This window comes from Agrobacterium salinitolerans (assembly GCF_027498475.1).
Classification (GTDB): Bacteria; Pseudomonadota; Alphaproteobacteria; order Rhizobiales; family Rhizobiaceae; genus Agrobacterium; species Agrobacterium salinitolerans.
The window spans coordinates 410,083-435,296 of sequence record NZ_JAPZLN010000002.1; the positions used below are offsets into that span (position 1 = coordinate 410,083).

General features: G+C 58.8%; 22 protein-coding genes, 1 pseudogene and 1 riboswitch. Of the genes and pseudogenes, 8 read left to right on the forward strand and 15 right to left on the reverse strand.

All coding sequences use genetic code 11. The features are described 5' to 3' along the window. Nucleotides 1-87 precede the first annotated feature (87 nt). On the forward strand, nucleotides 88-546 hold the full coding sequence (locus tag O9X91_RS10640) for an Lrp/AsnC family transcriptional regulator (protein ID WP_003500727.1): 459 nt from the start codon (nucleotides 88-90) through the stop codon (nucleotides 544-546). Between the two features lie 206 nt (nucleotides 547-752). Here the strand turns inward: O9X91_RS10640 and O9X91_RS10645 are convergent, their stop codons facing one another. Further along, nucleotides 753-1,130: a hypothetical protein gene (locus O9X91_RS10645; protein ID WP_193559312.1), complete on the reverse strand. Its 378-nt coding sequence runs from the start codon at nucleotides 1,128-1,130 to the stop codon at nucleotides 753-755. 45 nt (nucleotides 1,131-1,175) lie between these two features. Between O9X91_RS10645 and O9X91_RS10650 the strand changes: the two genes are divergently transcribed. Then, nucleotides 1,176-1,535 carry a hypothetical protein gene (locus O9X91_RS10650; protein ID WP_193559311.1) on the forward strand — a complete coding sequence of 120 codons (360 nt, stop codon included), beginning with the start codon at nucleotides 1,176-1,178 and terminating at the stop codon, nucleotides 1,533-1,535. Between the two features lie 95 nt (nucleotides 1,536-1,630). Then, nucleotides 1,631-1,777 (forward strand): annotated as a pseudogene (locus O9X91_RS23880) (transposase); the annotation flags it as partial. Between the two features lie 325 nt (nucleotides 1,778-2,102). Here O9X91_RS23880 and O9X91_RS10660 read toward each other — a convergent pair. From O9X91_RS10660 to O9X91_RS10685, 6 genes are all read right to left on the reverse strand, one after another. Then, nucleotides 2,103-3,320, reverse strand: a complete 1,218-nt coding sequence (locus tag O9X91_RS10660) for an MFS transporter (protein WP_142911893.1) — start codon at nucleotides 3,318-3,320, stop codon at nucleotides 2,103-2,105. A 130-nt stretch (nucleotides 3,321-3,450) separates the two neighbouring features. Further along, complete coding sequence (gene thiD, locus O9X91_RS10665; protein ID WP_142911892.1) at nucleotides 3,451-4,248, reverse strand: bifunctional hydroxymethylpyrimidine kinase/phosphomethylpyrimidine kinase; 798 nt, start codon at nucleotides 4,246-4,248, stop codon at nucleotides 3,451-3,453. Beyond that, the gene (gene thiE / locus O9X91_RS10670; RefSeq protein ID WP_142911891.1) at nucleotides 4,245-4,907 is read right to left on the reverse strand and encodes a thiamine phosphate synthase; all 663 of its coding nucleotides are present in this window, start codon (nucleotides 4,905-4,907) and stop codon (nucleotides 4,245-4,247) included. Before thiE ends, thiD begins: the two co-directional genes overlap by 4 nt. After that, nucleotides 4,900-5,634 (reverse strand): hydroxyethylthiazole kinase, encoded by a 735-nt coding sequence (locus O9X91_RS10675; RefSeq protein WP_142911890.1) that lies wholly within the window; start codon nucleotides 5,632-5,634, stop codon nucleotides 4,900-4,902. The genes thiE and O9X91_RS10675 overlap by 8 nt, the downstream gene beginning before the upstream one ends. Next, nucleotides 5,631-6,581: an ABC transporter substrate-binding protein gene (locus O9X91_RS10680; protein WP_162520329.1), complete on the reverse strand. Its 951-nt coding sequence runs from the start codon at nucleotides 6,579-6,581 to the stop codon at nucleotides 5,631-5,633. The genes O9X91_RS10675 and O9X91_RS10680 overlap by 4 nt, the downstream gene beginning before the upstream one ends. Then, nucleotides 6,578-7,363 (reverse strand): ABC transporter permease, encoded by a 786-nt coding sequence (locus tag O9X91_RS10685; RefSeq protein WP_142911889.1) that lies wholly within the window; start codon nucleotides 7,361-7,363, stop codon nucleotides 6,578-6,580. The genes O9X91_RS10680 and O9X91_RS10685 overlap by 4 nt, the downstream gene beginning before the upstream one ends. A 126-nt stretch (nucleotides 7,364-7,489) precedes the next feature. Next, nucleotides 7,490-7,592: riboswitch (TPP riboswitch) on the reverse strand. Nucleotides 7,593-7,776: 184 nt separating this feature from the next. Between O9X91_RS10685 and O9X91_RS10690 the strand changes: the two genes are divergently transcribed. Together O9X91_RS10690 and O9X91_RS10695 are read left to right on the forward strand one after the other, a co-directional pair. Beyond that, the gene (locus tag O9X91_RS10690) at nucleotides 7,777-9,099 is read left to right on the forward strand and encodes a VWA domain-containing protein (protein WP_142911888.1); all 1,323 of its coding nucleotides are present in this window, start codon (nucleotides 7,777-7,779) and stop codon (nucleotides 9,097-9,099) included. A 141-nt stretch (nucleotides 9,100-9,240) separates the two neighbouring features. Then, a complete protein-coding gene (locus tag O9X91_RS10695) occupies nucleotides 9,241-10,530 on the forward strand; it encodes a pilus assembly protein TadG-related protein (protein ID WP_077984373.1) in 1,290 nt (429 codons plus the stop codon). Nucleotides 10,531-10,555: 25 nt separating this feature from the next. Here O9X91_RS10695 and O9X91_RS10700 read toward each other — a convergent pair whose 3' ends face one another. The 6 genes from O9X91_RS10700 to O9X91_RS10725 form a co-directional block, all read right to left on the reverse strand. Continuing rightward, a complete protein-coding gene (locus tag O9X91_RS10700) occupies nucleotides 10,556-12,550 on the reverse strand; it encodes an alpha-glucosidase (protein WP_269834303.1) in 1,995 nt (664 codons plus the stop codon). A gap of 11 nt (nucleotides 12,551-12,561) precedes the next feature. Further along, nucleotides 12,562-13,419 carry a carbohydrate ABC transporter permease gene (locus O9X91_RS10705; RefSeq protein ID WP_269833913.1) on the reverse strand — a complete coding sequence of 286 codons (858 nt, stop codon included), beginning with the start codon at nucleotides 13,417-13,419 and terminating at the stop codon, nucleotides 12,562-12,564. A gap of 4 nt (nucleotides 13,420-13,423) precedes the next feature. Then, entirely contained in the window at nucleotides 13,424-14,326 is a 903-nt protein-coding gene (locus O9X91_RS10710; protein ID WP_269833924.1) for a carbohydrate ABC transporter permease, read from the reverse strand. Between the two features lie 174 nt (nucleotides 14,327-14,500). Next, nucleotides 14,501-15,751 (reverse strand): ABC transporter substrate-binding protein, encoded by a 1,251-nt coding sequence (locus tag O9X91_RS10715; protein WP_269833912.1) that lies wholly within the window; start codon nucleotides 15,749-15,751, stop codon nucleotides 14,501-14,503. A gap of 52 nt (nucleotides 15,752-15,803) precedes the next feature. Continuing rightward, the gene (locus tag O9X91_RS10720; protein WP_077984372.1) at nucleotides 15,804-16,880 is read right to left on the reverse strand and encodes an ABC transporter ATP-binding protein; all 1,077 of its coding nucleotides are present in this window, start codon (nucleotides 16,878-16,880) and stop codon (nucleotides 15,804-15,806) included. Nucleotides 16,881-17,215: 335 nt separating this feature from the next. Beyond that, nucleotides 17,216-17,920, reverse strand: coding sequence for a GntR family transcriptional regulator (locus tag O9X91_RS10725; RefSeq protein ID WP_142911884.1), 705 nt, complete (start codon nucleotides 17,918-17,920; stop codon nucleotides 17,216-17,218). Between the two features lie 100 nt (nucleotides 17,921-18,020). On the opposite strand from O9X91_RS10725, the gene O9X91_RS10730 reads away from it, so the two are divergent. From O9X91_RS10730 to smoA, 3 genes are read left to right on the forward strand one after another with little or no spacing between them, the layout of a single operon-like run. Continuing rightward, complete coding sequence (locus O9X91_RS10730; RefSeq protein WP_003519880.1) at nucleotides 18,021-19,178, forward strand: LLM class flavin-dependent oxidoreductase; 1,158 nt, start codon at nucleotides 18,021-18,023, stop codon at nucleotides 19,176-19,178. Further along, complete coding sequence (locus O9X91_RS10735) at nucleotides 19,178-20,071, forward strand: aldo/keto reductase (protein ID WP_142911883.1); 894 nt, start codon at nucleotides 19,178-19,180, stop codon at nucleotides 20,069-20,071. The genes O9X91_RS10730 and O9X91_RS10735 overlap by 1 nt, the downstream gene beginning before the upstream one ends. After that, nucleotides 20,071-20,595, forward strand: a complete 525-nt coding sequence (gene smoA / locus O9X91_RS10740) for an NADH-dependent FMN reductase SmoA (RefSeq protein ID WP_142911882.1) — start codon at nucleotides 20,071-20,073, stop codon at nucleotides 20,593-20,595. The genes O9X91_RS10735 and smoA overlap by 1 nt, the downstream gene beginning before the upstream one ends. Nucleotides 20,596-20,696: 101 nt before the next feature. Here the strand turns inward: smoA and O9X91_RS10745 are convergent, their stop codons facing one another. Then, the gene (locus tag O9X91_RS10745; protein ID WP_269834304.1) at nucleotides 20,697-23,837 is read right to left on the reverse strand and encodes an efflux RND transporter permease subunit; all 3,141 of its coding nucleotides are present in this window, start codon (nucleotides 23,835-23,837) and stop codon (nucleotides 20,697-20,699) included. Continuing rightward, nucleotides 23,834-25,111, reverse strand: coding sequence for an efflux RND transporter periplasmic adaptor subunit (locus tag O9X91_RS10750; RefSeq protein ID WP_142911880.1), 1,278 nt, complete (start codon nucleotides 25,109-25,111; stop codon nucleotides 23,834-23,836). The genes O9X91_RS10745 and O9X91_RS10750 overlap by 4 nt, the downstream gene beginning before the upstream one ends. Between the last annotated feature and the right edge of the window lie 103 nt (nucleotides 25,112-25,214).

Consider the following 25,214-nt stretch of genomic DNA (forward strand, 5'->3'; position numbering starts at 1 on the left):
TGATTGTCGAATTTCTTGGCAATTATTCGAATAATATGCGACAAATTACATAATAGAGCAATTTTACTCTCATTATTGGAATTTCCTATGTCGTCACTCGATGCGACTGACCGCCATATCATCCGTCTGCTTCGGCTCAATGCCCGCATCAGCAATGCGAAACTGGCAGCAGAAGTCGGGCTATCTGCGTCCGCCTGCCTTCGCCGCGTCGATATTCTCGAGCGGGAAGGGATCATCCGCGGTTATACGGCGCTGACCAGCGGCCTTGCTGGCGGCGAGGTGATTTCGGTCATCGTGCAGATTACGCTCGACCGCCAGACGGAGGATTTTCTCAACCGTTTCGAAAATGCGGTGCGGCGATATCCGGAAATCCGCGAATGTTATCTGATGACAGGAGGATCGGATTATTTCCTGCGCTGCGAGGCGGAAAGTGCGGGGGATTTCGAGCGGATTCACAAGGAAATCCTGTCGAAACTGCCAGGGGTTTCGCGCATTCATTCGAGCTTTGCGATCCGGAATGTGCTGGCGACGCCGAAGGCGCGGTAGTGTATGCGGCCACCCCCCCCCCCTCTGTCCTGCCGGACATCTCCCCCTCAAGGGGGGAGATCGACAAGCGGCTTCCTCAATACATCCAACAGGCAAGGATACTACGCTGAAAAAAGCGCGTGGAACTGAGGCCGAACCCTCATCCGATATCCCCCCCTTGAGGGTGAGATGTCCGGCAGGACAGAGGGGGGTAAGCCCCATAGGCGCTAACTTAAGGCTGGACCGGCGGAATCCAGATGTGATTCATAGGGAAGATGCGAAGCAATATTTCCGTCGAAGCCGACTGGCAAAATCTGATATCGAAGATCAATAATCACATCGATCTGGATGCGACTGCGCGTGCCTCCAATGCTCTTGTGAGAAAGCGGTGCGTTGGCGATGCAGCTACCCTGTTGCGTCTGGCTGGCCTCGGCATACGGCGCTGGAGGAATGAGCTTGCGCTCGGCTGCCACCTGGGCTGGTTCGAATGACATTGCACAGATTTCTGATGTCGCCCTGCTGAAGCGTTTGCGTGGCGCGGCTGATTGGTTGGGCGAGATCGCGGGTGCCCTTTTGCCAACCTCTTCCTCGGGCGTGCATTCCATTGGTAGCCGTCGCCTTTGTATCGCCGATGCCAATTCGATTTCCGGGTGCATGCTGCCTACGACCCGTCCCGGTCGCGCTTCACCTATCTCGATGTATCCGATGCGCACGGCGGCGAGGCATTCACCCGGCTGCCTATAACAGAGGGCGACATTTTTATCGGAGACCGCGCTTATGCCCGTGCGCCGTCTTTGGCAAAGCTGCTTGCCACCGGCGCTGATTTCATCGTCCGCTCCGGATGGCACTCCATACGCCTGGTCACCCTGGATGGGAACCCGGTCGACTGGAACGCGATTTACGCGCCTATGAAGATGGGGACATCCGTGAGATCGATGTCTTCGTCGAACATTCCGGTCGCAAACAACGGGGAAAAGGCAAACCGCTTTTTCGGGCGCGCCTCATCATAAAACGAAAGGATGCGGAAGCGGCTGAGCGCGCAATGAAAACGGCAAAGCGCGGCCACCAACGCCGGCGATACAATCAGACCATGCAGCCGACGACGATGGCGGCCGCGGGATTCATTATGGTCCTAACCTCGCCCCCGTCATCCGCAATGACCGCAGAAGTCGTCCTCGATACGTACCGTCTGCGCTGGCAGGTCGAGCTTGCCTTCAAGCGGCTTAAAAGCGGGCTTGGTATCGACAAGCTTCCCGCCAAAGACCCCCAGCTCGCGCGAATTTGGTTGATGGCCCATCTGATCCTGGCGCTGATGATCGACGAGGCCGTCAACGACGTTCTCGACTCTCCCCCTTTGGGCATGCGAACCGCTTCGACGACTTCAATATCGCTGTGGCGGCTGCATAGCCTTCTTCGACAGGTATTTTCTGAATGTCATCGTTGTTTGTTTGTCGCCAGGACGGACGCTTACCCGTTTCGCCGATGTCGTTCGACATATCTGCGACCCACCGCGACGGCGCCAGAACCAATCTTGTATGGCAAGAAGGGCGTCGTGACGGCGCAACCGCAACTCCTGCCTACTGCAGTCTCAGCTTCAATCTGGCGTAAACCAACAAAATTAAGTAGCCGACGGCCGCCAGAACGAACGGCCCGCGAAGAGCCATTTCGCGCCCGGCCTCGTTCTCGATCAGCGACACCAATATCCCAGCAGCGATCGCACCAAGAGGCATCGATCCCCAGCCGAAGAAGCGGTAAATGCTGTTTACACGCCCCAGCAGTTCTGCCGGAATGCGGCGCTGGCGCCATGACACGGTGATTACGTTCCAAAGCATGGATGCCGCCATAAACAAGGCAATTGCTGCGCCGACCACCCACGCAGCGGAGCTGAAACCAATGGCTGCGTATGCCATTCCCCATGTCAGGAACGAGAGGTATAGCGCCGCCTGCGCGCCAATCCGTCTTGTGATGAGCGGCGCTCCCAGACTGCCAGCTACCGCGCCTGCCGCAGCCACGGACAGCAAGAATCCGTGCTCGGCGGCAGACAGCCCCAAAATCTCCTGGGAAAACAGAATAATGATTGTCGTCGCCATCGAAAACAGGAAGTTCACCATTCCCAAGGTCACGGCCAACCTGAACAGGAGGCGATCTTTTCGCATCCAGTTTATGCCCTCAACCAAAGCGGGCCAAAACCGCGCAGAGTTCGTCAGTTGAGGTGGCAATGTAATGAGCCAGACCATGCCGGCTGCAAGCACTAGCGCTGCAGCATCCAGGCCAAAAGGCACCGCGATACCCAGCCCGATCAGTACGCCTGCGAGCGGGGGGCCAATGAACTGGCCCATTAGTTGCTCTGCGCTCCACATCTGACCATTGGCAACCTCCAGATCTGCTGGTGCGACAATAGACGGCAAAATTGTTTGAGCAGCGTTGTCCCGCATTACCTCGGCAGAGCCGAGAAGAAAGGCGAGGCCGGCCAGCAGCCACACAGCCCCGGCCACCGGCTCGCTCAAAGCGAGCATCATGATAGCAATTACGATCCCCGCCCGGATCATGTCTGCACGCGCGATCAACTTGCGGCGGTCAGTTCGGTCAATGATCACGCCTGACGGCAGTGCAAACAGCAGCCAAGGCATGCTGCCGGCAGCTGCTACAGCAGCAATCGCGAGCGGATCGCGTGACATCAGCGTAGCGAGCCAAGGCAGCGCCAGAACAATCACTCCGTCGCCAAGGTTTGTAAGCGTTCCTGCCGTGAGAAGCAGGCGATAGTTTCGGTTACGAACCAAAAGCGGCATTGCCATCTCGAGCTGATCCCCTTCACTGTTTCCAGCAGCCTAAAGGGTAACTTGGCATCGTCAATGGAAATCATTCCGCATTCGTCACCTTAAGTTCGCGCCTATGGGGGTAAGCCCCACGCTCCACATATCGATATCACCCCCACCACCGATAAAAATGATGCACTGGCCCCCGCCCGTTCCCAACAGCAAGGCCCCGCCCGGCATCGAGCGCCCCATTCAGATAATCCTTCGAAAGCTCAACCGCCTCCCTTAATTCATATCCCTTTGCAAGATGAGCCGTAATCGCCGCCGCCAGTGTGCAGCCGGTGCCGTGGTCGTTTTTCGTCTCGACCCTCGGCGCGGAAAGCGCCTGCATGGCGCCATCCGCAAACAGATAATCCGTGCTCTCAGGCCCATCACCATGGCCGCCCTTGATGAGCACGGCTTTTGTGCCCGCCTTCAGGATCAATTCAGCCTGCTGGGCGATCTCGGTATCCGTCTTCGCCATGGAGGTCCCGGTCAGCAGCGCCGCTTCCGGCAGGTTCGGCGTAACGATGGTCGCGAGCGGCAGCAAGTCGCGCCGCAATGTCTCGATGGCGTCTTCATGCAGCAGCCTGTCACCGGAGGTCGCTACCATGACCGGGTCCAGCACCACCGGTTGAGATTGCCCCCGGAGCCGTTCCGCGATGGCGGCGATGGTTTCGATCCGCGATACCATGCCGATCTTCACCGCATTGATGGCGAGATCGGATAATACCGCATCCATCTGCGCAATAATGGTGGCGACCGAAACATCCTCGACCGTCGTCACGCCTTTGGTGTTCTGGGCGGTGATGGCAGTGATGACGCTGGCGGCATAGGCGCCGAGTGCGGAGAAGGTCTTGATATCCGCCTGAATACCTGCGCCGCCGCCGCTGTCGGAACCGGCAATGGTCAATGCAATGGCTGTCATGGCTGTCTCGCTTTCAGCGTGGCGTCAATTGCGGAGCGGAAGTCCTTGGTCGCGCTGGCAATATTGCCCGCGCGGAAAATGGCGGAAATGACCGCGACACCATCTGCGCCCGCCTCGATGACGGACGGCACACGCGCAAGATCGATTCCGGCGATAGCGCCCACCGGCATATCCGGCCTCCACTCCTTCAAAAGGGCGCGCAGCGTGGTAAAACCGTCTATGCCGACCGGCTTGTCCGGATTGACCTTGGAAACGGTTTCGAACACGCCGCCGATGCAAGCATAATCGACGGGCATTGAGGCTGCCCGTTCGGCATCAGTGCGATTCTTGACGGTGAGGCCGATGATCGCCTTTTCGCCGAGAATGCGCCTTGCGGTTTTGGCGTCCATGTCGTCGGCGCCGAGATGCACTCCATCGGCGCCCGAGGCGAGGGCCACATCCACCCGGTCGTTGATGACCAGCGGCACGCCGGTGCCGGCGATGGCCTCATGAATGGTGCGGGCGTTTTCGATCATCTCCCGCGTCGAGCCGTGCTTGTCGCGATATTGCAGAATAGTCGCGCCATTGAGTGCGGCTGCCAGAGCAAGCTCCGGCAGCGGCGCGACATCGCTAAGGCTTGCGTCGACCAGCGCGTTGAGGCGGTAATCAACCTTATTCATGCTCTATCCTCGCGTGATTTGTGACGTCCCCGGCGGAAATCTCGGAAAGCGCATCGAGAAACGCCGGTTCGAAGGTGCCGGGGCCTCCGGCGTGCTTGGCCGCAAGTTCGGCGGAAACGCCGGTGACGGCAAGGGCGGCGGCGGCCGCTGTCAACGCGTCCTTTTCCACCGCCATGAAGGCGGCGATGACGCCGCCCGAAAGGCAGCCCGTTCCCGTCACCTTCGCCATCCACGGATGGCCGTTGACGATCCTGACGCTGCGGGTTGTGTCGCCGAGGTGATCCACAGGCCCGGTCTCGATCCTCACCACATCAGACACATCGCCGATCAGGCTCATTTCGGCGTGATTACCGCGCACGATAGTCGGGGAAAGTGCGATGAGTTCGCGCGCGAACTCCAGCCGCGTCGGTGAGTAGTCGCAATGCACGGGGTCGACGATCCACGGCTTGCCGGATGCATTGGCGATCTCGATCGCCAGCCGGATGACCTTGCGCCGTTCTGCATCCAGCGTGCCGAGATTGACAGTCAGCGCATCTGCCTTGGCCACGAAACTCTCGATTTCCTCGAGCGAGGTGGTCATGGAAGGAATGCCGCCGACGACGGTGATGCCGTCTGCGGTGAATTTCTGCACCACGGTGTTCATCAGGCAATGCACGCGCGGGCGCGTGTTGCGCACGCGCTCCAGTATGTCGGCGGCCTTTGTTGCTGTTGGATAAGTCCTGGTCATGGCTGTTGCAGTTCCACGGCAATGTCGTCCGCCGCCGGCGCCTGCTTGATCAGCTGCATCTCCTGCATGAAAGCCCCGAAACGGGCGTAACGCGCGCGGTCGAGTGCGGAGGGACGCTTGGCGAAGCGCGGCAGCGTATCGAAGAAGGCCTGCTTGTTCAGCGCGTCATCAAGGTTAGGATAGGCCTTGATGAAAAGCTGCCAGGCTTCCTGCGGGTGGTTGGTGATGAAGATCGCTGCCTGTTCCACCGCGGAGAGGAAACGCGGCAGGCGGCCGTCTTTTACAAGATCGCGATGGGTGACGAAGATCAGCTCGTCATAGGCCGGCACGCCATGTTCCTCCGGGAAGAAGGAGCGGCCTTCATGTCCCTCTAGCTTCATCTGCGTCAGCTCGAAATTGCGGAAGCCACCCAGCGTGGCATCCACCTTGCCGGCGATCAGCGACGGCGAAAGCGAGAAGTTGACGTTGACGAGTTCGACATCGTCCTTCGTCAGCCCGTCCTTTTCCAGCATGCGCTTCAGCATGGCGTCTTCGAAGCCGGAAACGGAAAAGCCGACCTTCTTGCCTTTCAGGTCCTTCAGGCTCTTGATCGGACCATCGGCCAAAACGGTGACAGTGTTGAGCGGGGTTTCGACCAGCGTACCGAAACGCACGAGCGGCAGGCCGGCGTCGTGATCGAGATAGAGGTTCGGCTGGTAATGCACGCCGATATCGGCCTGCCTTGCCGAGACGAGGCGCGGCACGGCGGAGGGGTCTGCGGGCGGAACCAGTTCCACCTCCAGCCCGGCATCGGCAAACAGGCCGCGTTCCCTGGCGATCACCATCGGCGCATGATCCGGGTTCACGAACCATTCGAGCAATACGGTGAGCTTGTCGGCCGCCTCAGATTGCATGGGTGCTAGTACGCTTGCCGCTGCGACGACGAGGGAAAGAAGAGTTCGTTTCATGGTGCCGAAAGTCTCCGCAAGTATCTGAAAGGAATGGTGTGTTCTGTTTCCTTGGCCCAGGGAGCCAGATGGACTGTCGATAAGTCGACGACAAGCCGCAGCAGCACCGCCATGACGGCCAGAATGGTCATGGCGGCGAACATGCTGTCGGTCTGCATGCGGGCATTGGACTGGATCATCACAAACCCGAGCCCGGCCGATGCGCCCACCCATTCGCCGATGACGGCGCCGAGCGGGGCAAGCGGCGCGGCGACCCTGAGGCCTGAAATCAGCGAGGGCAACGCCAGCGGCGCACGCAACCGGGTAAGGATCTGCCAGTGGCTCGCCTCAGTCAGCGAGGCGGCGTCGAGGACGGCGCGATCGGTGCGGTTAAGGCCATCCGTGAAAGCGGAGGCGACGGGGAAGAATATGATGATAGCCGTCATGACCACTTTCGAAGCCATGCCGAAACCGAACCAGAGGACGAGGATGGGGGCGAGCACGAAGACCGGAAAGGCTTGCAACACCAGAACCATGGGCCAGACGAGACGGCCGAGGCGCGGGATGGCGGCAATGGTGAAGGCGACGACAATGCCGCCGGCGACGCCCGCCACAAGCCCGAGGGCCATTTCGCCGAGCGTTACCAGTGCCTGCCCGAACAGAAAGCCCGGCTGACGCCAGAACGCACCAGCGACATCGGCGGGCGATGGCAGGATATAGCGGGGCGGTGAAAACAGCCACGTTCCCGCCTGCCAGAAAACCAGCAGAAGACCGACTCCGATCAGTGCATGGGTGGCACGCATGAGCCGGACCTCAGACGCAGACGCACCGTGTGCGAAGGGTGGAAGGTTTCAGCATCGTCACTCGTCTCCAGATGTGGCAATCTCGGAGATCAGGCAAAGCGAAGAAGGAGAAAGGGCGGCGCCCCTTGGGCGCGACAATTCCGTTCCTACGCCGGCATGACCCGGATCAGGTTCAAGGGTCCGGCTCAACGCCATCTCAGCACCGTCTGGTGCTCCCCTCGGAAGAGATTGTTTTGTAGGACATGATCTAAAAATGTCAACGGCCTCCGCTGACAGATCATGGGTCGTATATATATTACTTAAATATAGTTATTAGTAATACCGAATTTATTGTAAATTAGTTATATCGATAAACTATATCGCAACGGCACTCAAATAAACCTCATCCGAATTCTGATAATTCGGAGATGAGCTTGAAAAACATCTGGCGGGACAAGTCTGGAAACTTTGCAATTCTTAGTGCTCTGTTGATCATACTGATCGTCGGATCTGCCGGCGTTGCGCTGGATGTCGTTCGGGCCATGAGCGTGAAATCCGATCTTCAGATGGCAGCGGACTCTGCGGCTCTGGCCGTGGTTGCGGAAAGTTCAGCCAGTGCCGAGGCTGCACGGCGAATGGCCAGCAACGGCGTCATTTCGGTCGGAAAGGAAGAGGCTGAGGCTTTTTTTCACAGCAATCAGCGAGGGAACCCGGAATATCGCCTATTGGCGCTCGATGTACAGGTGAAGAAGAATGGCACCGTGATCGAATCGTCAGTGAGTTTTAAGGCTTCGCTTAATACAACGCTCTCCAGAGTACTGGGAAAGGATTTCCTGACTGTCTCCGGCAGTGCAACTGCCAAATATGAGACGGAAACCTATACCGATTTCTATCTGCTGCTCGATAACTCGCCTTCCATGGGTGTCGGCGCAACGCCCGCCGATGTGGCAACGATGAAAGTTGCCCTCGGTTGTGAGTTCGCCTGCCATCTCTCATTGCCAGACGGGTCTTCCAATCCCAACAGCAGCTATTTCCGGCTCAGAAACAAGGATCCGAAGGCCCGAGGTTACATAAACGCGACGACGCGCATTGACGTGGTCGCAAAGGCAACCGCAAGCTTAATGGATACTGCCGAGGACACTCGCAAAAGACCCGACCAGTATCGCATTGCGGTCTATACTTTTGGAAAGACAGCAGAGGATGCCTTTTTTAACAAAGACCTTCCGGAAATTGTCTCGCGCACCTCGGATTTGCAGGGGGCCAAAAAAAAGGTCAAAGAAATTGAGTTGATGTCAGTTCCAGACCATCATTACAAAAGCGACCAGCATACGAATTTCGACCGTGCACTGACGAGAATCATACCGAAGATGGGAACATCGGGGAATGGCGCGAGTTCCGCTACACCTGAAAAAATCCTGTTCTTCGTGTCGGATGGCGTGGCCGATGCTGCAAAGGCCGCATGTACCAAGAAAAAGATTTGGAATGGACGCTGCCAGGAACCCATAGACACCAAGCTGTGCGACAACCTCAAGAAACAAGGATTCCGTATCGCCGTGCTTTACACGACGTATCTGCCGCTTCCTGATAATCCTCACTACAAGAATTGGATCGCACCATTCGAAACGGAAATCGGCCCGCGCATGCAAGCCTGCGCCTCCCCTGGCCTGTTCTTCGAGGTCAGTCCTTCGCAGGGCATCAGCGAGGCCATGTCGGCGCTTTTTAAAAAGGCGATCAGCTCGCCACGCCTGACCAACTGATGACCAGCATAGCGGAAGGCTGGTTGGATCGGTATTTAGTTATTTAGGAAATTAGATTTATCGAAAATTAGTTATCCTTTGAAACTGCCCTTCAACATTCTTTTTCTAAGTTCTGTCTCCAAAAGCGCTATGGGGGCAGATTTGAAAAATATCTGGCAGGATAGATCAGGAAATTTCGGAATTCTAACTGCTTTGCTTTTGGTGCCGCTCATCGGTACGGCCGGCGTTGCGCTGGATGTGACTCACAGCATGGCCGTAAAATCCGATCTGCAGATGGCAGCGGATGCCGCAGCCCTTGCGGTGGTTGCCGATACATCGTCGAGTGTTCAAAAGGCGAAGGAAATGTCGGGCGATGGCGTCATTTCGCTCGGCGCTGATGACGCCTCCGCATTCTTTGAAAGCAATGAGCGGTCCAATCCCGATTACAAGCTTCTGTCTCTGGATGTGTCGGTGACCAAGCACGGTAACGCGATCGAATCCTCGGTCAGCTTCAAGGCTTCCATTGACACGACGCTTTCACGGATACTCGGGGAGGATCTCATTACCGTTTCGGGCAAGGCGACCGCCAAATACGAGACGGAAACATTCAGCGACTTCTATGTGCTTCTTGATAACACCCCCTCAATGGGCGTCGGCGCCACGCCAACCGACGTTGCCACCATGGTCGCGAATACGAGCGACAAATGTGCTTTCGCCTGTCACATCGTGAAAGACGGTGTCGTGGATACGAACAGCTATTATTATAAGGCGAAAAGTCTCGGCGTGACGACGCGCATCAATGTGGTCGCAAAGGCAACAGCGAGCCTTATGGACACGGCGAAGTCCATGCGCAAAAGCAGCAATCAATATCGCATGGCAGTCTATTCCTTTGGAGAGAAAGCCGAAGATACGAAGCTGCTTGAGGTCGTACCGCTCACGTCGGATCTGGCGACGGCGAAGAAGAAAGCCGCTGAAGTTGATCTCATGTCTATCCCCAAGCAGGGATTCAACAACGACCAGCAGACGGATTTCGACCGGGCACTGACCCAGATCGGGGACAAGATCGGCACCTCCGGCACGGGCGCGAGTTCGGCGAGCCCGGAAAAGATCGTCTTCTTCGTGACCGATGGTGTCGGCGATAGCTATAAGCCATCGACCTGCACCAAAAAAACGACGAGCGGCCGCTGTCAGGAACCGATCGACGTCAAATATTGCACGAAGCTGAAAGAAAAGGGTTTTCGCATCGCCGTGCTCTACACCACCTACCTGCCGCTGCCGACCAATGACTGGTACAATAGCTGGATCAAGCCGTTTCAGCCGGAAATCGGCACGCGCATGCAGTCCTGCGCTTCTCCGGGCCTGTTCTTCGAAGTTAGCCCGTCGCAGGGCATCAGCGATGCGATGACCGCGCTTTTCAAGAAGGCCATAACATCACCCCGTCTGACGGGGTGATGACAGGGACGACCTCGGCTATCGTTCAGTTGATTGTGCGAAGCTGCTCAAACAGCGGACGATGGCTGCTATCTGCACGATAGAACACCGCTGGTTCGCCGAGCGGCGCCGCCACGGTGACGTTGTGTCCGCCGGGATAATGCGCACCGCTCCACAGGTGTACCCATTCACCGTCGCCCGGAAGATAGAGCGAGCGTTGCGTTTCACCCGCTTTCCACACAGGTGCGACAAGTATGTCCGGCCCGTAAAGATAGCAGTCCTGAATCGCAAAGGTCTGGCGATCATTTTCGTAATGCAAGAAGAGCGGACGTTGCACCGGCAGGCCTGTTCTTGCCGCTTCCGCGGAGAGCGATTTCAGATAGGGGGCCAGCGCGACATAGATGGATGTCATGCGGGCGAAATGGGAAAGAACCGTTTCATCCTGATCGATCTGGAGATTGTCGCGCGGCCGGTTGCCCTCGTGGGTGCGCATGACCGGCGTGAAGGCGGCCATCTCCGTCCAGCGCATGATGAGTTCCGCTGTGCGGACATTGCCGAACAGGCTGGTGTAACCGCCAATGTCGGAATGGTGATAGGCATTGCCCATGAGGCCGGAGGAGAGCGCGCCGCAGATGACGGTGACAAGGCCGTCGTGACGGGAGAAGTCTACCGACTGGTCGCCGCCCCAGATCAGCGGGCAATGGGCCTGCACACCGGTGAAGCCGGCCCGCATGAAGAACAGTGCTTCACCGGTCTTGCCCCGATTTTCGACGCCCTTCGCGTTGACCTCGGCCCAGAGCGTTGGCCAGGCATTGTGCATCAGCTTGGCATCGACGCCGTTGGACAACGTGATGTCGATCGGCAGATATTCGCCGAAATCGGCCATCCAGCCGGAGAGGCCGAAATCGAGCATGTTTTTGCCGATGATCTCTTCGGCGAACCAGTCGGCGGCGGCCGGATTGGTGAAATCGACTACGCCGCAATCGAACTCGCCGAAATCCACCAGCGCCGTTTTGCCATCGGCGTCGGTTGCGAAATAGCCGGCTTTTTCGGCGACCGGGAAAAGCGGGCCGTCGACGCAGAGATAGGGGTTCACGTAACCGAGGAAACGAATGCCCTGATCGGCAAGCTCCGCAATCTTCTGGCGCAGATGCGGGTAGCGGGTCTCATTCGCCTGCCAGTCCCAGAACAGACGGGCGCCGAAGGATGTCTGGCGCAGACCCACCCAGTCCTCGCACCACAGGCCAGATACCTTCGTTCCGGCCGCCCGGATTTTCTCCAGTCTGGTGAAGGAGTTGACGCCGTCCTTTAACCCTATGATCGCACCGCCATAAATCCATTCCGGCAATTCCGGCTGGCGGCCGAACCGCAGTGAAAGCGCAGACACGATATCGGTGAAATGATCGCCGGCGAAGAATTCGATCTTTTCGGGGGTGGCCCAGATTTCGATCTCGTGGAAATCGCCGTTGCGGAAATCGAAGACCGAATAGGCGCTTGTCTCCACGTGCAGGGCGTATTTGTGCGACGACAGGTAAGTCGGCTGCGGGTAGTTGGTATTGTAATAATCGCCACCCGCCTTGCCGCTGACATCGGACTTGAAAGTGATTTCGGTGGTCTTATCGCGGCCGACCCCGGGCTCGGAGGTCCAGAGCGGGAAGCGCCGGCCGCGCATGTCGAAATAGGACATCTGCTCGCCGCCGCCCCAGACATGCTCGTCCGCCTCCGCGACGATACGCAGCCAGAGGCGATTGATCGTCTCGTCCAGCGCCGTCAGGCTGATCGCGTTGCCATCGAGCGTCAGGCGAAGGCGTGGCGCCTGTCCTGGCGCGGATGAGAGCGTGACGCTGTCGCCACTCACCTCGGCATGGCGCAGGGCCGTTCTCTCGATGACATAGTCTTCGATATCGAAATTGCCACGATACATGTCCATTCGTTCCTTGCCGAAACCGGCGAAGAAGGCCGGTTTATCGGGCGAATGGGAAAGGATTGTGCGGTTGCCGATCGCGAGCGTGAAGCCGTCTTTGGTCGTTTCGAAATGCATGACTTAACCTTTTAGCCCTTGAGACCACCGGCGGTGAGACCCGAGACGACCCGTTCCTGGAAGATAACGATCAGGATCGCGACAGGCACGATGCCGACCACCAGCGCTGCCGAAATGACCGGCCAGGGGAAGGCGAATTCACCCTGATACAGCTGGATGCCGACGGGAAGCGTGCGGAGCGCTGGGTTCGAGTTGAACGAGAGTGCCAGCAGGAACTCATCCCAGGCATTGACGAAGGCAAGGATGCCGGCGGTGAAAACGCCCGGCGCGCAGAGTGGCACGACGACCTTGAACAGCGCGCCGATGCGGGTGCAGCCATCGATCATGGCGGCGTTTTCGAGATCGCGCGGAATGCTTTCGAAGAAAGAGACGAGCATTAGCGTGCAGACCGGAAGAGAAAGGACCGAGTAGGGCAGGATCAGTGCCGTCCAGCTGTTGAGCAGGTTCAGCGCCCGCATGATTTCGAACAGCGGTACCAGCAGCGTCACCAGTGGGAAGGTGGAAACGGCGATGATGAGCGACAGGATCAGCGCCCGGTATTTGAGGTTCAACCGCGCCAAGGCATAAGCGGCCAGCACTGAAATCAGGATGGTGAGCGCGGTGGAAAGCAGTGCCACCATGAAGCTGTTGAACAGGAAGAGGTGCAGCGGCTGGTCGGAAAAGGCCTGCATGTAATTGGCGAGCGTCGGCGCATGCGGAAACCAGGTAATGGGTTTCGCGGTCAATTCCGCTTCGGTCTTCAGCGATGTGAAGAGGATCCAGATCGCGGGGAAGAGGCCGTTCACCAGAAGAATGGAGGCGGCGATGAAACGCAGCGGCTTGCCGGAGAAGAAGGAGGACAGACCGGAGGAGGTGGCAACGGTGCTCATGGGATCAGTCCTTCGTCCTGATAATGCGGAGGTAAACGGCGGTAACGCACATGGAAAGCGCAAACATCATGACAGCAAGCGCAGAACCGTAACCGAGATCGAGGAAGGAGACGGTGTTCTGGTGAATATACATCGCAAGCGTGGTGGTGGATGTGCCGGGACCGCCGCCGGTCATCATGTAAGGAATATCAAAGGTCTGCAGCGCCGTGATCGTGCGGAAGATGAGCGCGACGACGATCGACGGCTTCAAAAGCGGCAGAGTGATTTCGAAGAACTGACGGATTTTGCCGGCGCCATCCACATCAGCCGCTTCATAGAGCGAGCGCGGAATGGTCTGCAGGCCGGCGAGGATCATCAGCGCCATGAACGACGAAGTTTTCCAGATGATCGTCAGGCAGATGGCCGCAAAGGCCCAGTTCGGCGAGTTGAACCAGATGATGCCTTCGAAGCCCAACCGGTTCAGCACGTCATTGACCACGCCATATTCATAATGGAAGAACCACGCGAAGATGAGACCTGCAAAGGATAGCGGCAGCGCCCAGGGAATGAGAAGGGAAAGCCGCATCGGCCACTGCATGGAAAAAGGCAGGTTGGCAAGCAGTGCGAGACCAAGGCCCATGAACAGCGCGCCCGGTACGGTGATCAGCGTGATCAGAACCGTATTCCAGGTCGTTTCCCAGAAAATCGGATCATCGAACATGGCGGTATAATTTTCAAAGCCGATAAATTCCGCCGGCAGCCCTGATGTCAGCGAAAGGCTGAAAAAGGAGGTATAGACGAGCCGCGCCACCGGATAGACGATGATGAGCGACAGCAGGATCGCCGCCGGCGCCAGGAGAAGCACGGCCAGCGACCGGTCGCCGAGGTCGAGCCAGCGCGGCAGCTGCTTTTCGTCCACCCGGACCATGGTTCTTTCCGGCATTGTCACGTCTGCCACTCCCGCAACTGGATTCACGTCGTCGTCTCCCGATCGGACCGGTTCTTATCCGGCCCGTTTATCGCGCCCTTCAGGCGGCTTTATTCCTGTCCGTCGAAACGGCCGGAAAGGGCATGGCAAGCATGCCGCCTTCCGGCCTGAAGTTTAGCGCAGAACGCGCCGCAGACGGCTTTCCATCTGCTTTGCACCATCCTCCGGTGTCATCACGCCGGCAAGAACGCCATTGACGGTGGTGCGGATCGTCTCGCTGACCTCGTTGTAACGCGGGGTAACCGGACGGGCCTTTGCCGTTTCAACGACGGGCAGGGCGTCCGCGAACCACGGGATCGTCTTGGTTACGTCCGCATCCTTGTAGTGGGCGGCATAGGTGGGCAGAAGCGCTGCGTTGATCGCCATGAACTTCGACACATCCTGACCGGAAAGATATTCCACCAGCTTCTTGGCTTCGTCCTGCTGCTTGGAATAGGCCGAAACGCCGAATTCCCAACCGCCGAGGCAGGTCGTCTGCTCGCCGCCCTTGACGGCCGGCAGACGGGCAACGCCGACCTTGTCGTTCACCTGTGATTCCTTGCCCTGGAAATGGGTCCAGGCGTAGGACCAGTTGACGGCGAAGAGAACCTTGCCGGCCTGGAATTCCTTGCGGGTGTCGTCGGTCGCGACTTCCGAAATATTCTTCTTGGAAATGCCTTCGTCGACAAAGCTCTTCCAGAGCTTCAGGGAATCCACCGCTGCCTTGTTGTCGAAATTCAGCTTGCCGTTTTCAACCAGCGACTTGCCCTCGCTCCAATAGGGCAGTAGGAAGGTGCAGACCGCGCCTTCGATCGCCTTGCCCTGGAAGGACAGGCCCTGAAGTTCGGGGTTCTTTTCGCCTTCCATGACCTTCTTGGAGGCTTCCTTCAGCTCGTCCCAGGTGGTCGGCGGCTTGATGCCGTATTTGTCGAGCAGGTCTTTGCGGTAATAGAGGAACATGGAGTCGGCAAACGCCGGCAGCGCCACGATTTTGCCGTCTACGGTATTTGCTTCGGCGTAGGTCGGCAGATAGGCCGACATGTCCTTGCCTGAGAAATCGCTGGTCCAGCCAGCGGTGGCGAACTGCGCGGGACGGATAACGTCGAGCATCAGCACGTCAAGGCTCGAATCCTTGGCCGACATGACGGTATTGAGATATTGCGCCTGCATTTCCGAGGTGTTGCCGCCGGTCTCGATGACCACTTTCACGCCGGGCGTCTTCGCTTCATATTGATCGAGCGCCTTGCGCCAGACATCCGGCTGATGCTGGCTGGAAACGAAGATTTTCAGTTCGGCATCGGCAAAGGCCTGTCCCGAAAAGGCGAGCATGGTTGCGCAAAGCGCGGCACCCATGAGGGCTTTGCCGCTGGTGGTTTTAAATGTCATGTGTTCCTCCCATTATTAAACCTGTTGGCCGCAGCGTCTCTTCGCCCGGCAATCAGTGGATCGAGCGTTCCGTCGCGGCGTCGAAAAGATGAACCTTGGACGGATCGACGCCGATCTTCAGTTCCTCATTCGGAGCAGGCCGCAGATGCGGCGGCATACGTGCGGTCAGCGCCGCATCGCCGAGGCTGAAATGGACGAGCGTGTCCGAGCCGAGCGGTTCCACCACCTGCACCTTGACCGCAAGCTGCGTGTCAAAGCCCTCGACGGGGCCGAAATGTTCCGGGCGAATGCCGACGATGACTTCACGCCCGTCGAGGCCTGTTTCGCGGGATGGCCGGATGGCGGTCATCGGCAGGGAATTGCCGTCGGAGAATGCCAACCGGTCGCCGCTCACCTTTGCGCGGGCGAAGTTCATCGCCGGAGCCCCAACGAAACCGCCGACGAACACGCTTTCAGGCCGGTTATAGACCTCGTCAGGTGTACCGACCTGCTCGATATCGCCGCCGCGCAGGATGACGATGCGGTCTGCCAGCGTCATGGCCTCCACTTGGTCGTGGGTGACGTAGATGATGGTGGTGCCGAGCTGCTGGTGCAGACGCTTGATTTCCGTGCGCACCTGTCCGCGCAGTTTGGCGTCGAGGTTGGAAAGCGGCTCGTCGAACAGGAAGACCTGCGGGCGGCGCACGATGGCGCGGCCCATGGCCACACGCTGGCGCTGGCCGCCGGAGAGCTGGCCGGGCCGCCGGTCGAGAAGGTGCTCGATGCCCAGCATCTTCGCGGCCTCATCGATGCTGGCATTGGCCTGCGATGCGCTGACACCGCGCACTTTCAGGCTGAAACCCATGTTTTCACGCACCGTCTTGTGCGGATAAAGCGCATAGTCCTGAAACACCATGGCAATGTCGCGCTCACGCGGCGGCAGCTTGTTGACAACGCGGTCACCGATCTTCACTTCGCCGCCGGTAATGCTCTCCAGCCCCGCGACCATGCGCAGCGTCGTGGATTTGCCGCAGCCGGAAGGGCCGACGAAGACGACGAATTCGCCATCGTTGATTTCAAGGTCGATGCCCTTGACGATGCGAAGCGCACCGTAACTCTTGTCCAGCTTGCGCAGGCTGACCGAAGCCATATTTTCCTCCTCACGACCGGCGCGTCCAGAATTCGAATGGACGCCATTGCCGGTATCAACCTTCAAGTTCCACGCATCGCATCGTCGAAAATCGATCCCGATTGTCTGGCGATATCGTGGGATGGCGAAACGCCTGTCTCCCTGAGGTCGTGATATTACCTTTCATAAAAAGGAAATCAATAGTGTATCAATTTTATTTCTGACAGAAATCAAAAACTATTAACCCATTGATTAAAAGAAATATAACTACAAAATCAGCTCGACGGCAGGCTGCTGCTTGCTTGCCTCACGTCAAATTCTTTCATCTATGTGGAGCACGCGAAATTTGCGCAGTCTCAACGTATGCGTGAAACGTATCGTGCGACGGTATGGTCGAACCAGGTCCATGAAACTTCGGCCACGGCGCCATCCTGCGCTTGGCTAAGACGCAACACGCGCGGCACCAGTGCGCCTGATTTCTGACCGAAGACCTCGGGCGTCCATTCCGGTACTTCACCGAGATCGATGCGATCTTCCGCCTTCGATATCCAGAGATTGAGGCGGGTGCGGTAATAGAGATAGAGGGATTCCGACATGTTTTCGATGGTGATCGTGTCGACGTAAGAACCATCAAGCCAGATTTCCTCGATGGCTGCCGGTTTGCCGGCGATGCGTCGCAGACGGCGTATCCTGTGCCCTTCTGTCGAGGTGCCGAAGGCGGGCAGATCGGCGGGCTTGGCAAGGCGGGCCACATCCAGAACCTCCGCCGTCGGCAGGCCGCCGCCTTCGATCAGTTCAAGCCGGAAGAAAGCGTAGACGCTTTGCGGGTCGCTGACGGCGCGGATGTAGTTGCCGGAGCCCTGCACGCGCTCGAGAAGGCCGCGCTCCTGCAATTCGGCAAGCGACTTGCGCAGCGTGCCGACGGCGATGCCCAGATCAGCCGCCATGTCGCGCTCCGGCGCCAGCTTTTCGCCATCGATCAGCCGGCCCGCCGCCACCTCTCGCACCAGCATTTCAGCGATCTGCATATACATGGGCAGGCTGCCGCCAGTGTGTTTCATATACCGTTTCCTCCCCCGAAACAAAAATTGATACATCATTGATTTACATATTTCTTGATGTTATGCAAGAAAAACGAGAGCGGCCCTGAGGAGGAATTGCATGACCGTCGTACCCGTTACATCCGCTGATCTCGATGCTGCCGAGGTCTCCTGGTTTTCCGCTTTGTGTTCCGATGACTACGCCTATCTTGGCGTGCCTGACGGTAGCTTGCGTTCCAGTTTCGAGCATTGTTCCGATATCGTTAAAAAGGCGGAGGAACTCGGTTTTCGCAATATCCTCTGCCCCTCATCCTATCAGGTGGGGCAGGATACGCTAAGCTTCGTCGCCGGCTGTGCGCCGATCAGCGACCGCATCAATTTTCTTGCTGCTATCCGTTGTGGCGAAATGCAGCCGATCATGCTGGCCCGTACGGTGGCGACGCTCGACCATATGTTGAAGGGCCGCCTGACGCTCAACGTCATCAGCTCCGATTTCCCCGGCGAAGTGGCTGATAGCGCCTTTCGCTACAAGCGCAGCCACGAGGTCGTTGAGATTCTGCGCCAAGCCTGGACGCGTGACACCATCGACCATGACGGCGAAATCTACCAGTTCAAGGGCGTCTCCACCGAGCCGGCACGGCCCTACCAGCAAAATGGCGGACCGCTCCTTTATTTCGGTGGCTACTCGCCGGATGCGCTGGAACTCTGCGGCGCGCAGTGTGACGTCTATCTAATGTGGCCTGAGACGAAGGACCAGCTGGCGGACCGCATGCGCGCCGCCAACGAGCGCGCCGCCGCCCATGGCCGCACGCTGGATTATGGCCTGCGTGTCCATATGGTGGTGCGCGATACCGAACAGGAAGCCCGTGAATATGCCGAGCATCTTGTCTCGAAGCTCGATGACGAGTACGGCCAGCTTATCCGCAACCGCGCCCATGACAGCGGTTCGCTCGGCGTCTCGCATCAAGCGCGCGCCCGTGAACTCGCCGACAAGTTCGGTTATGTCGAGCCCAATCTATGGACCGGCATCGGCCGGGCGCGTTCGGGCTGCGGTGCGGCGCTGGTCGGTTCCACCGACAAGGTGCTTTCGGCGCTGGAGGAATACCAGAAGATGGGCATTCGCGCCTTCATCCTGTCCGGTTATCCGCATCTCGATGAAGCGGAGCACTTCGGCACCAAGGTTCTGCCGCAGATGAAAACCTGCTCTCTGCCGCATGCTTACGGCCGGGTGCCTTCTGAAACGCCAGCGACGCCGCTCGGCAACGGGGAACGCCACTGATGGAACGTATCGCTCTTTCTGACAAACTCGAACTCAGCCGCATCGTTTACGGCATGTGGCGCATCGGTGACGACGCCGACACGTCACCAGCCCATGTTCAGGCAAAGATCGAGGCTTGCCTCGCGCAGGGCATCACCACCATGGATCAGGCCGATATCTACGGCGGATACACGGCGGAGGCCATTCTTGGCGCCGGCCTGAAGGCTGCGCCGGGACTGCGCGACAGAATAGAAATCGTCACGAAATGCGGCATCGTCGCGCCGGCCGGCCGCCACGCCGCCGCCCGTGTCAAACATTACGATACGACGGCCGGCCACATCAATGCTTCGGTCGAAGCCTCGCTACGTGACATGGGAACCGATCACGTCGATCTGCTCCTCATTCACCGCCCTGACCCGCTGATCGATGCGGAGGAAACCGGTAAGGCGCTCGATGCGCTGGTGGCTTCCGGCAAGGTCAAGGCAGTGGGCGTCTCAAACTTCCGCCCGTGGGACTTTTCGCTGCTGCAATCGGCCATGAGCAACCGGCTCGTGACCAACCAGATCGAAATGAGCCTTCTTGCCACCGATACCTTCACCAATGGCGATCTGGCTTACCTGCAGGAAAAGCGGGTTTCGCCCATGGCATGGTCGCCGCTCGGGGGCGGTTCGCTGTTCTCCGGCGCGCATGGGGGCACCATGGCTGCCTTGCAGCGTATCGGCAAGGAACATGGCGTCGATGCGACGGCTGTCGCGATCGCCTGGCTGCTACGCCATCCGGCAAAGATCGTGCCGGTTCTCGGAACCAACAATCTCGAACGCATCAGAACGGCGGCCGATGCGCTCCGCGTGACGATGGACCGCCAGACATGGTTTGAACTCTACACCCTTGCGATTGGAAAAGAGGTGGCGTGATGACAGCGGCAGAGGCAATCAAGATGCCCAATGAGCATGTATTCGTTCCCGGCGGCGAAAACAGCCGCAGTTTCCGCAATGCGCTCGGCGCTTTCACGACAGGCGTCACGGTGGTAACCGCCACCACGCCGGAAGGTCCGATTGGCATGACGGTCAATAGCTTTGCGTCGGTATCGCTCGATCCGCCGCTGGTTCTGTGGTCGCCGGCCAAAAGCTCGTCGCGTTATGAGGCCTTCAACGGCGCCACGCATTTCGCGATCCACGTACTGAGTGCCGATCAGGATGTGCTGAGCGCCCGGTTCACTCGTAATGGCCGTGCTTTCGACGATCTGGATTGGGAGCTGAACGACGAGGGCGTGCCGGTCATTCCCGGAACGCTCGCTCGTTTCGAATGCCGCCAGGCGGCAGCCCATGATGCGGGCGATCACACGATCATCGTCGGAGAAGTTCTGCGCGCAGCCCATCGTGACGGGGACCCTCTATGCTTTTCAGGCGGAGCCTTTGGCCGGTTTTCGCGGCAATAAAAGAGCCTGGCTGGATTTTCATAGTCTCTGACGAGGCTCTGTTATTGCAGCCGTAGTGCCGCGGCGGGTTTCGAGGCGCTGGAGCGCCTCGAAAATCTGCGTTAAGCGGCAACGGATTCCGGTTCGCCGGGCCCTTCCGGCTTTTGCGGTTCGGTGTTTTTTTCCGCCCTTCTCCGGCGGGAAAACACCCCGGTGAGGAATTGGCCGAACCGGTCCATTTCCACGAAGATGACGGGCGTGATGAACAGCGTCAGCAATTGCGACACGATGAGGCCGCCGACCACGGCGATGCCGAGCGGCTGGCGCAGTTCCGAACTCGCGCCCGAGCCGAGTGCGATGGGAAGCGCCCCAAGCAGCGCGCAGAAGGTCGTCATCATGATCGGCCGGAACCGGCGCACGCAGGCCTCGTGAATGGCGGTTGCTGGTCGTTCCGCTTTTTCGCGTATCAACTCCACCGCAACATCGATCATCATGATCGCATTTTTCTTGACGATGCCGATCAGCATCAAAAGGCCGATCAGCGCGATGATCGAAAAATCCATGCCCATCACCTTCAGCGCCACCAGCGCGCCGAAGGCGGCGGCCGGCAGTCCGGAGAGGATGGTCAGCGGGTGGATGAAACTCTCGTAAAGCACGCCGAGAACCACATAGATGGTCAGAACCGCTGCCAGAATAAGGATGCCGGTATTGCCCTGGCTCTGCTGGAAGATCGCCGCCGTGCCGCCATAGCTGGTGAAGACATCCTGTGGCAGACCTATCGTGCTCTTGATCTGGTCTATCCGGCTCGTGGCATCGGACAGCGCCACCCCATCCGGCAGGTTGAAGGAGATGGTGGTGGAGACGAGCTGGCCCGTCTGGTTGATGGTAACAGGCGCCTGCGTGCGGGTAAGGGTGGCGAAGTTGGAAAGCGGAACCAGAACCCCGGATTTTGCCGAAAGAATGTTGATATCGCTGAGGAAATCGTCATTCCAGGGTTTGGAACTGTCGAATTCCACAATCACGTCGTAGCTATCGCCAGTAGACTGGATTTGCGCCGCCGTATAACCGCCGAAAGACATTTCCAGCGTCTTGCGCAATTGGTCATTGGTAATGCCGAAGGCGGCGGCCTTTTCCGGATCAACGGAGATCGTGGCGGCGATCGCACCGTTCTGGGCGTCGGAAGTGACGGAGGTGAAGGTGTGGTCGCGACGCATCGCGTCCATCAGCTTATTCGACCATTCATTGGTCGTGTCGGCATTCAGACCCTGAACGACGAGCTGGTATTGGCTGGCGGAGCTGCGCCCGCCAAAGCGCAGGCTCTGCTGCGGATTGATATAGGTGCGGATGCCCGCCACTTTCGATGTGGCCTGACCCAGTTCCGCCAGCACCTGGCTGAGCGGCGCCCGCTCTTCCTTGGGCTTCAGTTCCACGAACATCGAGCCGTTGTTCAACGGATTGCGGGAATTGCCGCCGACGATAGAGGTGACGTGCACGACGGCTGGATTCTTGCGGATCTGATCGGCGACCTGCGCCTGGAGATCGCGCATCGCCGTATAGGAAATATCCTCACGCGCCCGTGTCGAAACCGAAAGACGTCCGATATCTTCCTGTGGAAAGAAGCTGGAGGGCAGGGTTTCGAAGAGATAGAGCGACGCCGCGACCGAAGCGAGAAACGATGCCAAAACGATGCGACGGTGAGAGAGGCACCAGCCGACGGCGCGGCCATAGGCGCGCAGCGTGCGTTCGAAACCCGCATCGAACCAGCGGATGATCGCAGGTGGTCTGGAGGAGTGGCCGGAGAGGCGCGAAGCGAGCATCGGCGTCACTGTCAGCGAGACCAGCGCCGAGGCCATGATAGCCAGCGTGACGACCATGCCGAACTCGTTGAAGAGCCTGCCGATAACGCCGCCCATCAACAGAATGGGAATGAAGACGGCCACCAGCGAGATTGACATGGACAGAATGGTGCCGCTGACTTCCGCCGCGCCCTGCAAGGCCGCCTCGCGCATGGGCAGGCCTTCTTCATGCAGGCGCAGGATGTTTTCCAGCATGACGATGGCGTCATCCACCACCAGCCCCACCGATAGCGTCAGCCCGAGCAGCGAGATGTTGTCGATGCTGTAGCCCAGAACATACATCATGCCGAAGGCGGTGATGAGAGACAGGGGTACTGCAAGACCGGGAATGATGGTCGCCGTCAGGTGCCCGGTGAAGAGATAGATGACCGCAACCACCAGCCCGATGGTGAGAAACAGGGTGAACTGAACGTCTGAGATCGCATCCTTGATGGCGGTCGAGGCGTCATTCATGACGTTGATGTTGACGGAGGGCGGCAATTGCTGGTGAAGCGCCGGCAGCTTCGCCTTGATGGCGTCCACGATGTCGACGGTATTGGCGTCCGGCTGACGCTGCACGGCGAGAACGATGGCCTGTTCGCCATCGAACCAGCTGCCGGCATTGGTGTTGTCGATGCTGTCGGTGACATTGGCGATATCGCCGAGATGGATCGGCGCGCCATTATTCGTCGAGACGACCAGCGAGCGGAAGGCGGCCGCATTGGTGCGCTGGGTATCGGCCTCGATCGTCAGGCGCTGATTGTCGGTCTGCAAGGCGCCAACAGGCACCTGATTATTCGCCTGGGCGATGGCCGTGGTGACGGTGTCGACGCCAAGCCCTCTTGCCTGAAGCTGGGCCGGATCAAGGCCGATGCGCACGGCATAGGTTTGTGCACCATAGATGCTCACCTGCGCGACGCCTGAAATTGTGGAGAGAAGCGGTGAGATGATGTTTTCGGCGATCTCATCCACCTTGCTGGTCGGCATTTCCTTGCTGTTGACGGCGAGCAGCAGCACCGGCGCATCGGCCGGGTTGGTCTTGCGATAGCTCGGGGTCGTCGTCATGTTGCTTGGCAATTGCCGCTGCGCGCGGGAAATTGCGGCCTGCACATCGGCCGCCGCGGCGTCGATATCGCGGTTGAGATCGAACTGCAGCACGATCGAGCTGTTGCCGAGCGTGTTGGTGGCGCTGATTTCGCTAACGCCGGGAATGGTCTCGAACTGCTTGACCAGCGGCGTGGTGACCGATGTGGCCATGGTTTGCGGCGAAGCGCCTGACAGCGACGAGGAAACGTTGATCGTCGGAAAATCCACCTTCGGCAGGGCGGCGACGGGCAGCAGGCGGAAGCCGGCAAGCCCGGCGAGAACAAGGCCGATGGCGAGAAGTGTGGTGGCGACGGGGCGGTTGATGCAGAAATTAGGAATCATTGGCCGCCAACCTGTACCTGCGGAATATTGGCGGCCAGATTGCCGGCTGCGCCGCCCTTGTCAGAAAATTGCTCGACTACAAACTGGCCGTCGGCAAGTTCGGATTGACCCTCGATAATCACATGCTCGCCGCCATTGAGGCCGCTTGCGATGGCGGTAAGATCGCCGTTCGAGCGGGCAACTTCCACCGGCGTCATGTGGGCATGATGCTCACTATCGACGGTATAGACGAAATTGCCCTTTGGCCCCGGCCGCACGGCAACTGTCGGCACCACGATCATTTCATCCCCCGAGACGAAATGGGCCGTGACGTTTACCGACTGGCCGGGCCATAAAAGACCGCGATCGTTCTTGAACTCCGCCTTGGCGAGCACCGTGCCGGAGGTCTGGTCCACCGTATTGTCGTAGAACCGCAGTACGCCGCTCATCGGTTCGCCTCCCGTCGCCGCGGGGTCGACATCGACTGCGGTATCCTTTGCCACGCCTTCACGAAGTTGCGGCAGGTAGCGCTGTGAAAGCCGGAAACTGACCGAGATCGGGTCATATTTGGTGATCGTCACGATGTTGACGCCCGCACTGAGATAGGCGCCGGGGCTGACCGTGATGTCGCCGAGCCGCCCATCGAACGGGGCGCGGATTTCCATATGTTCGAGCGCCACCTCATCGGATGCGAGCGTTGCCTTGTCGGCGTCGGTCTTGGCACTGGCGCTGTCGCGCGCTGCCCGTGCCTGATCCAGTACCTGTTGCGATTCAGCACTTTGCTTGACCAGATTAGCGGCGCGCTGGAAGGCGGCCTCGGTCTGTTCCAGCGTTGCCTGATCGGCGGCGATATTGGCCTTGTCCTTGTCGACGGCGGCCCGTGCGATGCGATCATCCAATTTGAGGATCAGGTCGCCCGCCTTGATATGCTGGCCGTCCTTCGCGCTGATCTCCGTGACGAGACCAGCCTGAAGCGGCGCGATATTGGTGATATCGGCCGCAACCGCCCAGCCCGTCGCCTTTGCATCCATCGGCAACGTCGCTTTGCCGACGGCGATGGTGCTGACCGTGGGTGGTCCACCGTTACGCCGTCCGCCGCCCTGCCTTTGTCCCTGCTGCCGGGCCGGTTGGCCGTTCTGGGAGGACTGCGCCGCCGTTTCGGCGTCGACCTTGGGAGATACGCTGGCAAATTGCTTGAGATAGGGAATTTGATCGAGCGGCAGGCGATCCTTGAAATACCAGGCACCGGCGGCTGCGATGGCAAGAACGCTGAGAGCGGTCCAGAAACGTTTCATCTGACGATTCCGCGTAATGAGAGCGATACATGTTTCCCGAACATGTGCGGCAAGCCTTGGGAGCAGCTTTCCCCCACAAGACACCTAATGCGTTGCGAAATCA

What these genes read in the sequence shown, in the direction of transcription:
- O9X91_RS10700 (WP_269834303.1), bottom strand. Translation starts at nt 12,550, where the DNA reads ATGCATTTCGAAACGACCAAAGACGGCTTCACGCTCGCGATCGGCAAC.
- O9X91_RS10640 (WP_003500727.1), top strand. Translation starts at nt 88, where the DNA reads ATGTCGTCACTCGATGCGACTGACCGCCATATCATCCGTCTGCTTCGG.
- O9X91_RS10730 (WP_003519880.1), top strand. Translation starts at nt 18,021, where the DNA reads ATGACCGTCGTACCCGTTACATCCGCTGATCTCGATGCTGCCGAGGTC.
- O9X91_RS10645 (WP_193559312.1), bottom strand. Translation starts at nt 1,130, where the DNA reads ATGGAATGCACGCCCGAGGAAGAGGTTGGCAAAAGGGCACCCGCGATC.
- O9X91_RS10675 (WP_142911890.1), bottom strand. Translation starts at nt 5,634, where the DNA reads ATGACCAGGACTTATCCAACAGCAACAAAGGCCGCCGACATACTGGAG.
- O9X91_RS10660 (WP_142911893.1), bottom strand. Translation starts at nt 3,320, where the DNA reads ATGGCAATGCCGCTTTTGGTTCGTAACCGAAACTATCGCCTGCTTCTC.
- O9X91_RS10745 (WP_269834304.1), bottom strand. Translation starts at nt 23,837, where the DNA reads ATGATTCCTAATTTCTGCATCAACCGCCCCGTCGCCACCACACTTCTC.
- O9X91_RS10725 (WP_142911884.1), bottom strand. Translation starts at nt 17,920, where the DNA reads ATGAAACACACTGGCGGCAGCCTGCCCATGTATATGCAGATCGCTGAA.
- O9X91_RS10720 (WP_077984372.1), bottom strand. Translation starts at nt 16,880, where the DNA reads ATGGCTTCGGTCAGCCTGCGCAAGCTGGACAAGAGTTACGGTGCGCTT.
- O9X91_RS10685 (WP_142911889.1), bottom strand. Translation starts at nt 7,363, where the DNA reads ATGCGTGCCACCCATGCACTGATCGGAGTCGGTCTTCTGCTGGTTTTC.
- O9X91_RS10735 (WP_142911883.1), top strand. Translation starts at nt 19,178, where the DNA reads ATGGAACGTATCGCTCTTTCTGACAAACTCGAACTCAGCCGCATCGTT.
- O9X91_RS10710 (WP_269833924.1), bottom strand. Translation starts at nt 14,326, where the DNA reads ATGGTCCGGGTGGACGAAAAGCAGCTGCCGCGCTGGCTCGACCTCGGC.
- O9X91_RS10705 (WP_269833913.1), bottom strand. Translation starts at nt 13,419, where the DNA reads ATGAGCACCGTTGCCACCTCCTCCGGTCTGTCCTCCTTCTTCTCCGGC.
- smoA (WP_142911882.1), top strand. Translation starts at nt 20,071, where the DNA reads ATGACAGCGGCAGAGGCAATCAAGATGCCCAATGAGCATGTATTCGTT.
- thiE (WP_142911891.1), bottom strand. Translation starts at nt 4,907, where the DNA reads ATGAATAAGGTTGATTACCGCCTCAACGCGCTGGTCGACGCAAGCCTT.
- thiD (WP_142911892.1), bottom strand. Translation starts at nt 4,248, where the DNA reads ATGACAGCCATTGCATTGACCATTGCCGGTTCCGACAGCGGCGGCGGC.
- O9X91_RS10750 (WP_142911880.1), bottom strand. Translation starts at nt 25,111, where the DNA reads ATGAAACGTTTCTGGACCGCTCTCAGCGTTCTTGCCATCGCAGCCGCC.
- O9X91_RS10680 (WP_162520329.1), bottom strand. Translation starts at nt 6,581, where the DNA reads ATGAAACGAACTCTTCTTTCCCTCGTCGTCGCAGCGGCAAGCGTACTA.
- O9X91_RS10715 (WP_269833912.1), bottom strand. Translation starts at nt 15,751, where the DNA reads ATGACATTTAAAACCACCAGCGGCAAAGCCCTCATGGGTGCCGCGCTT.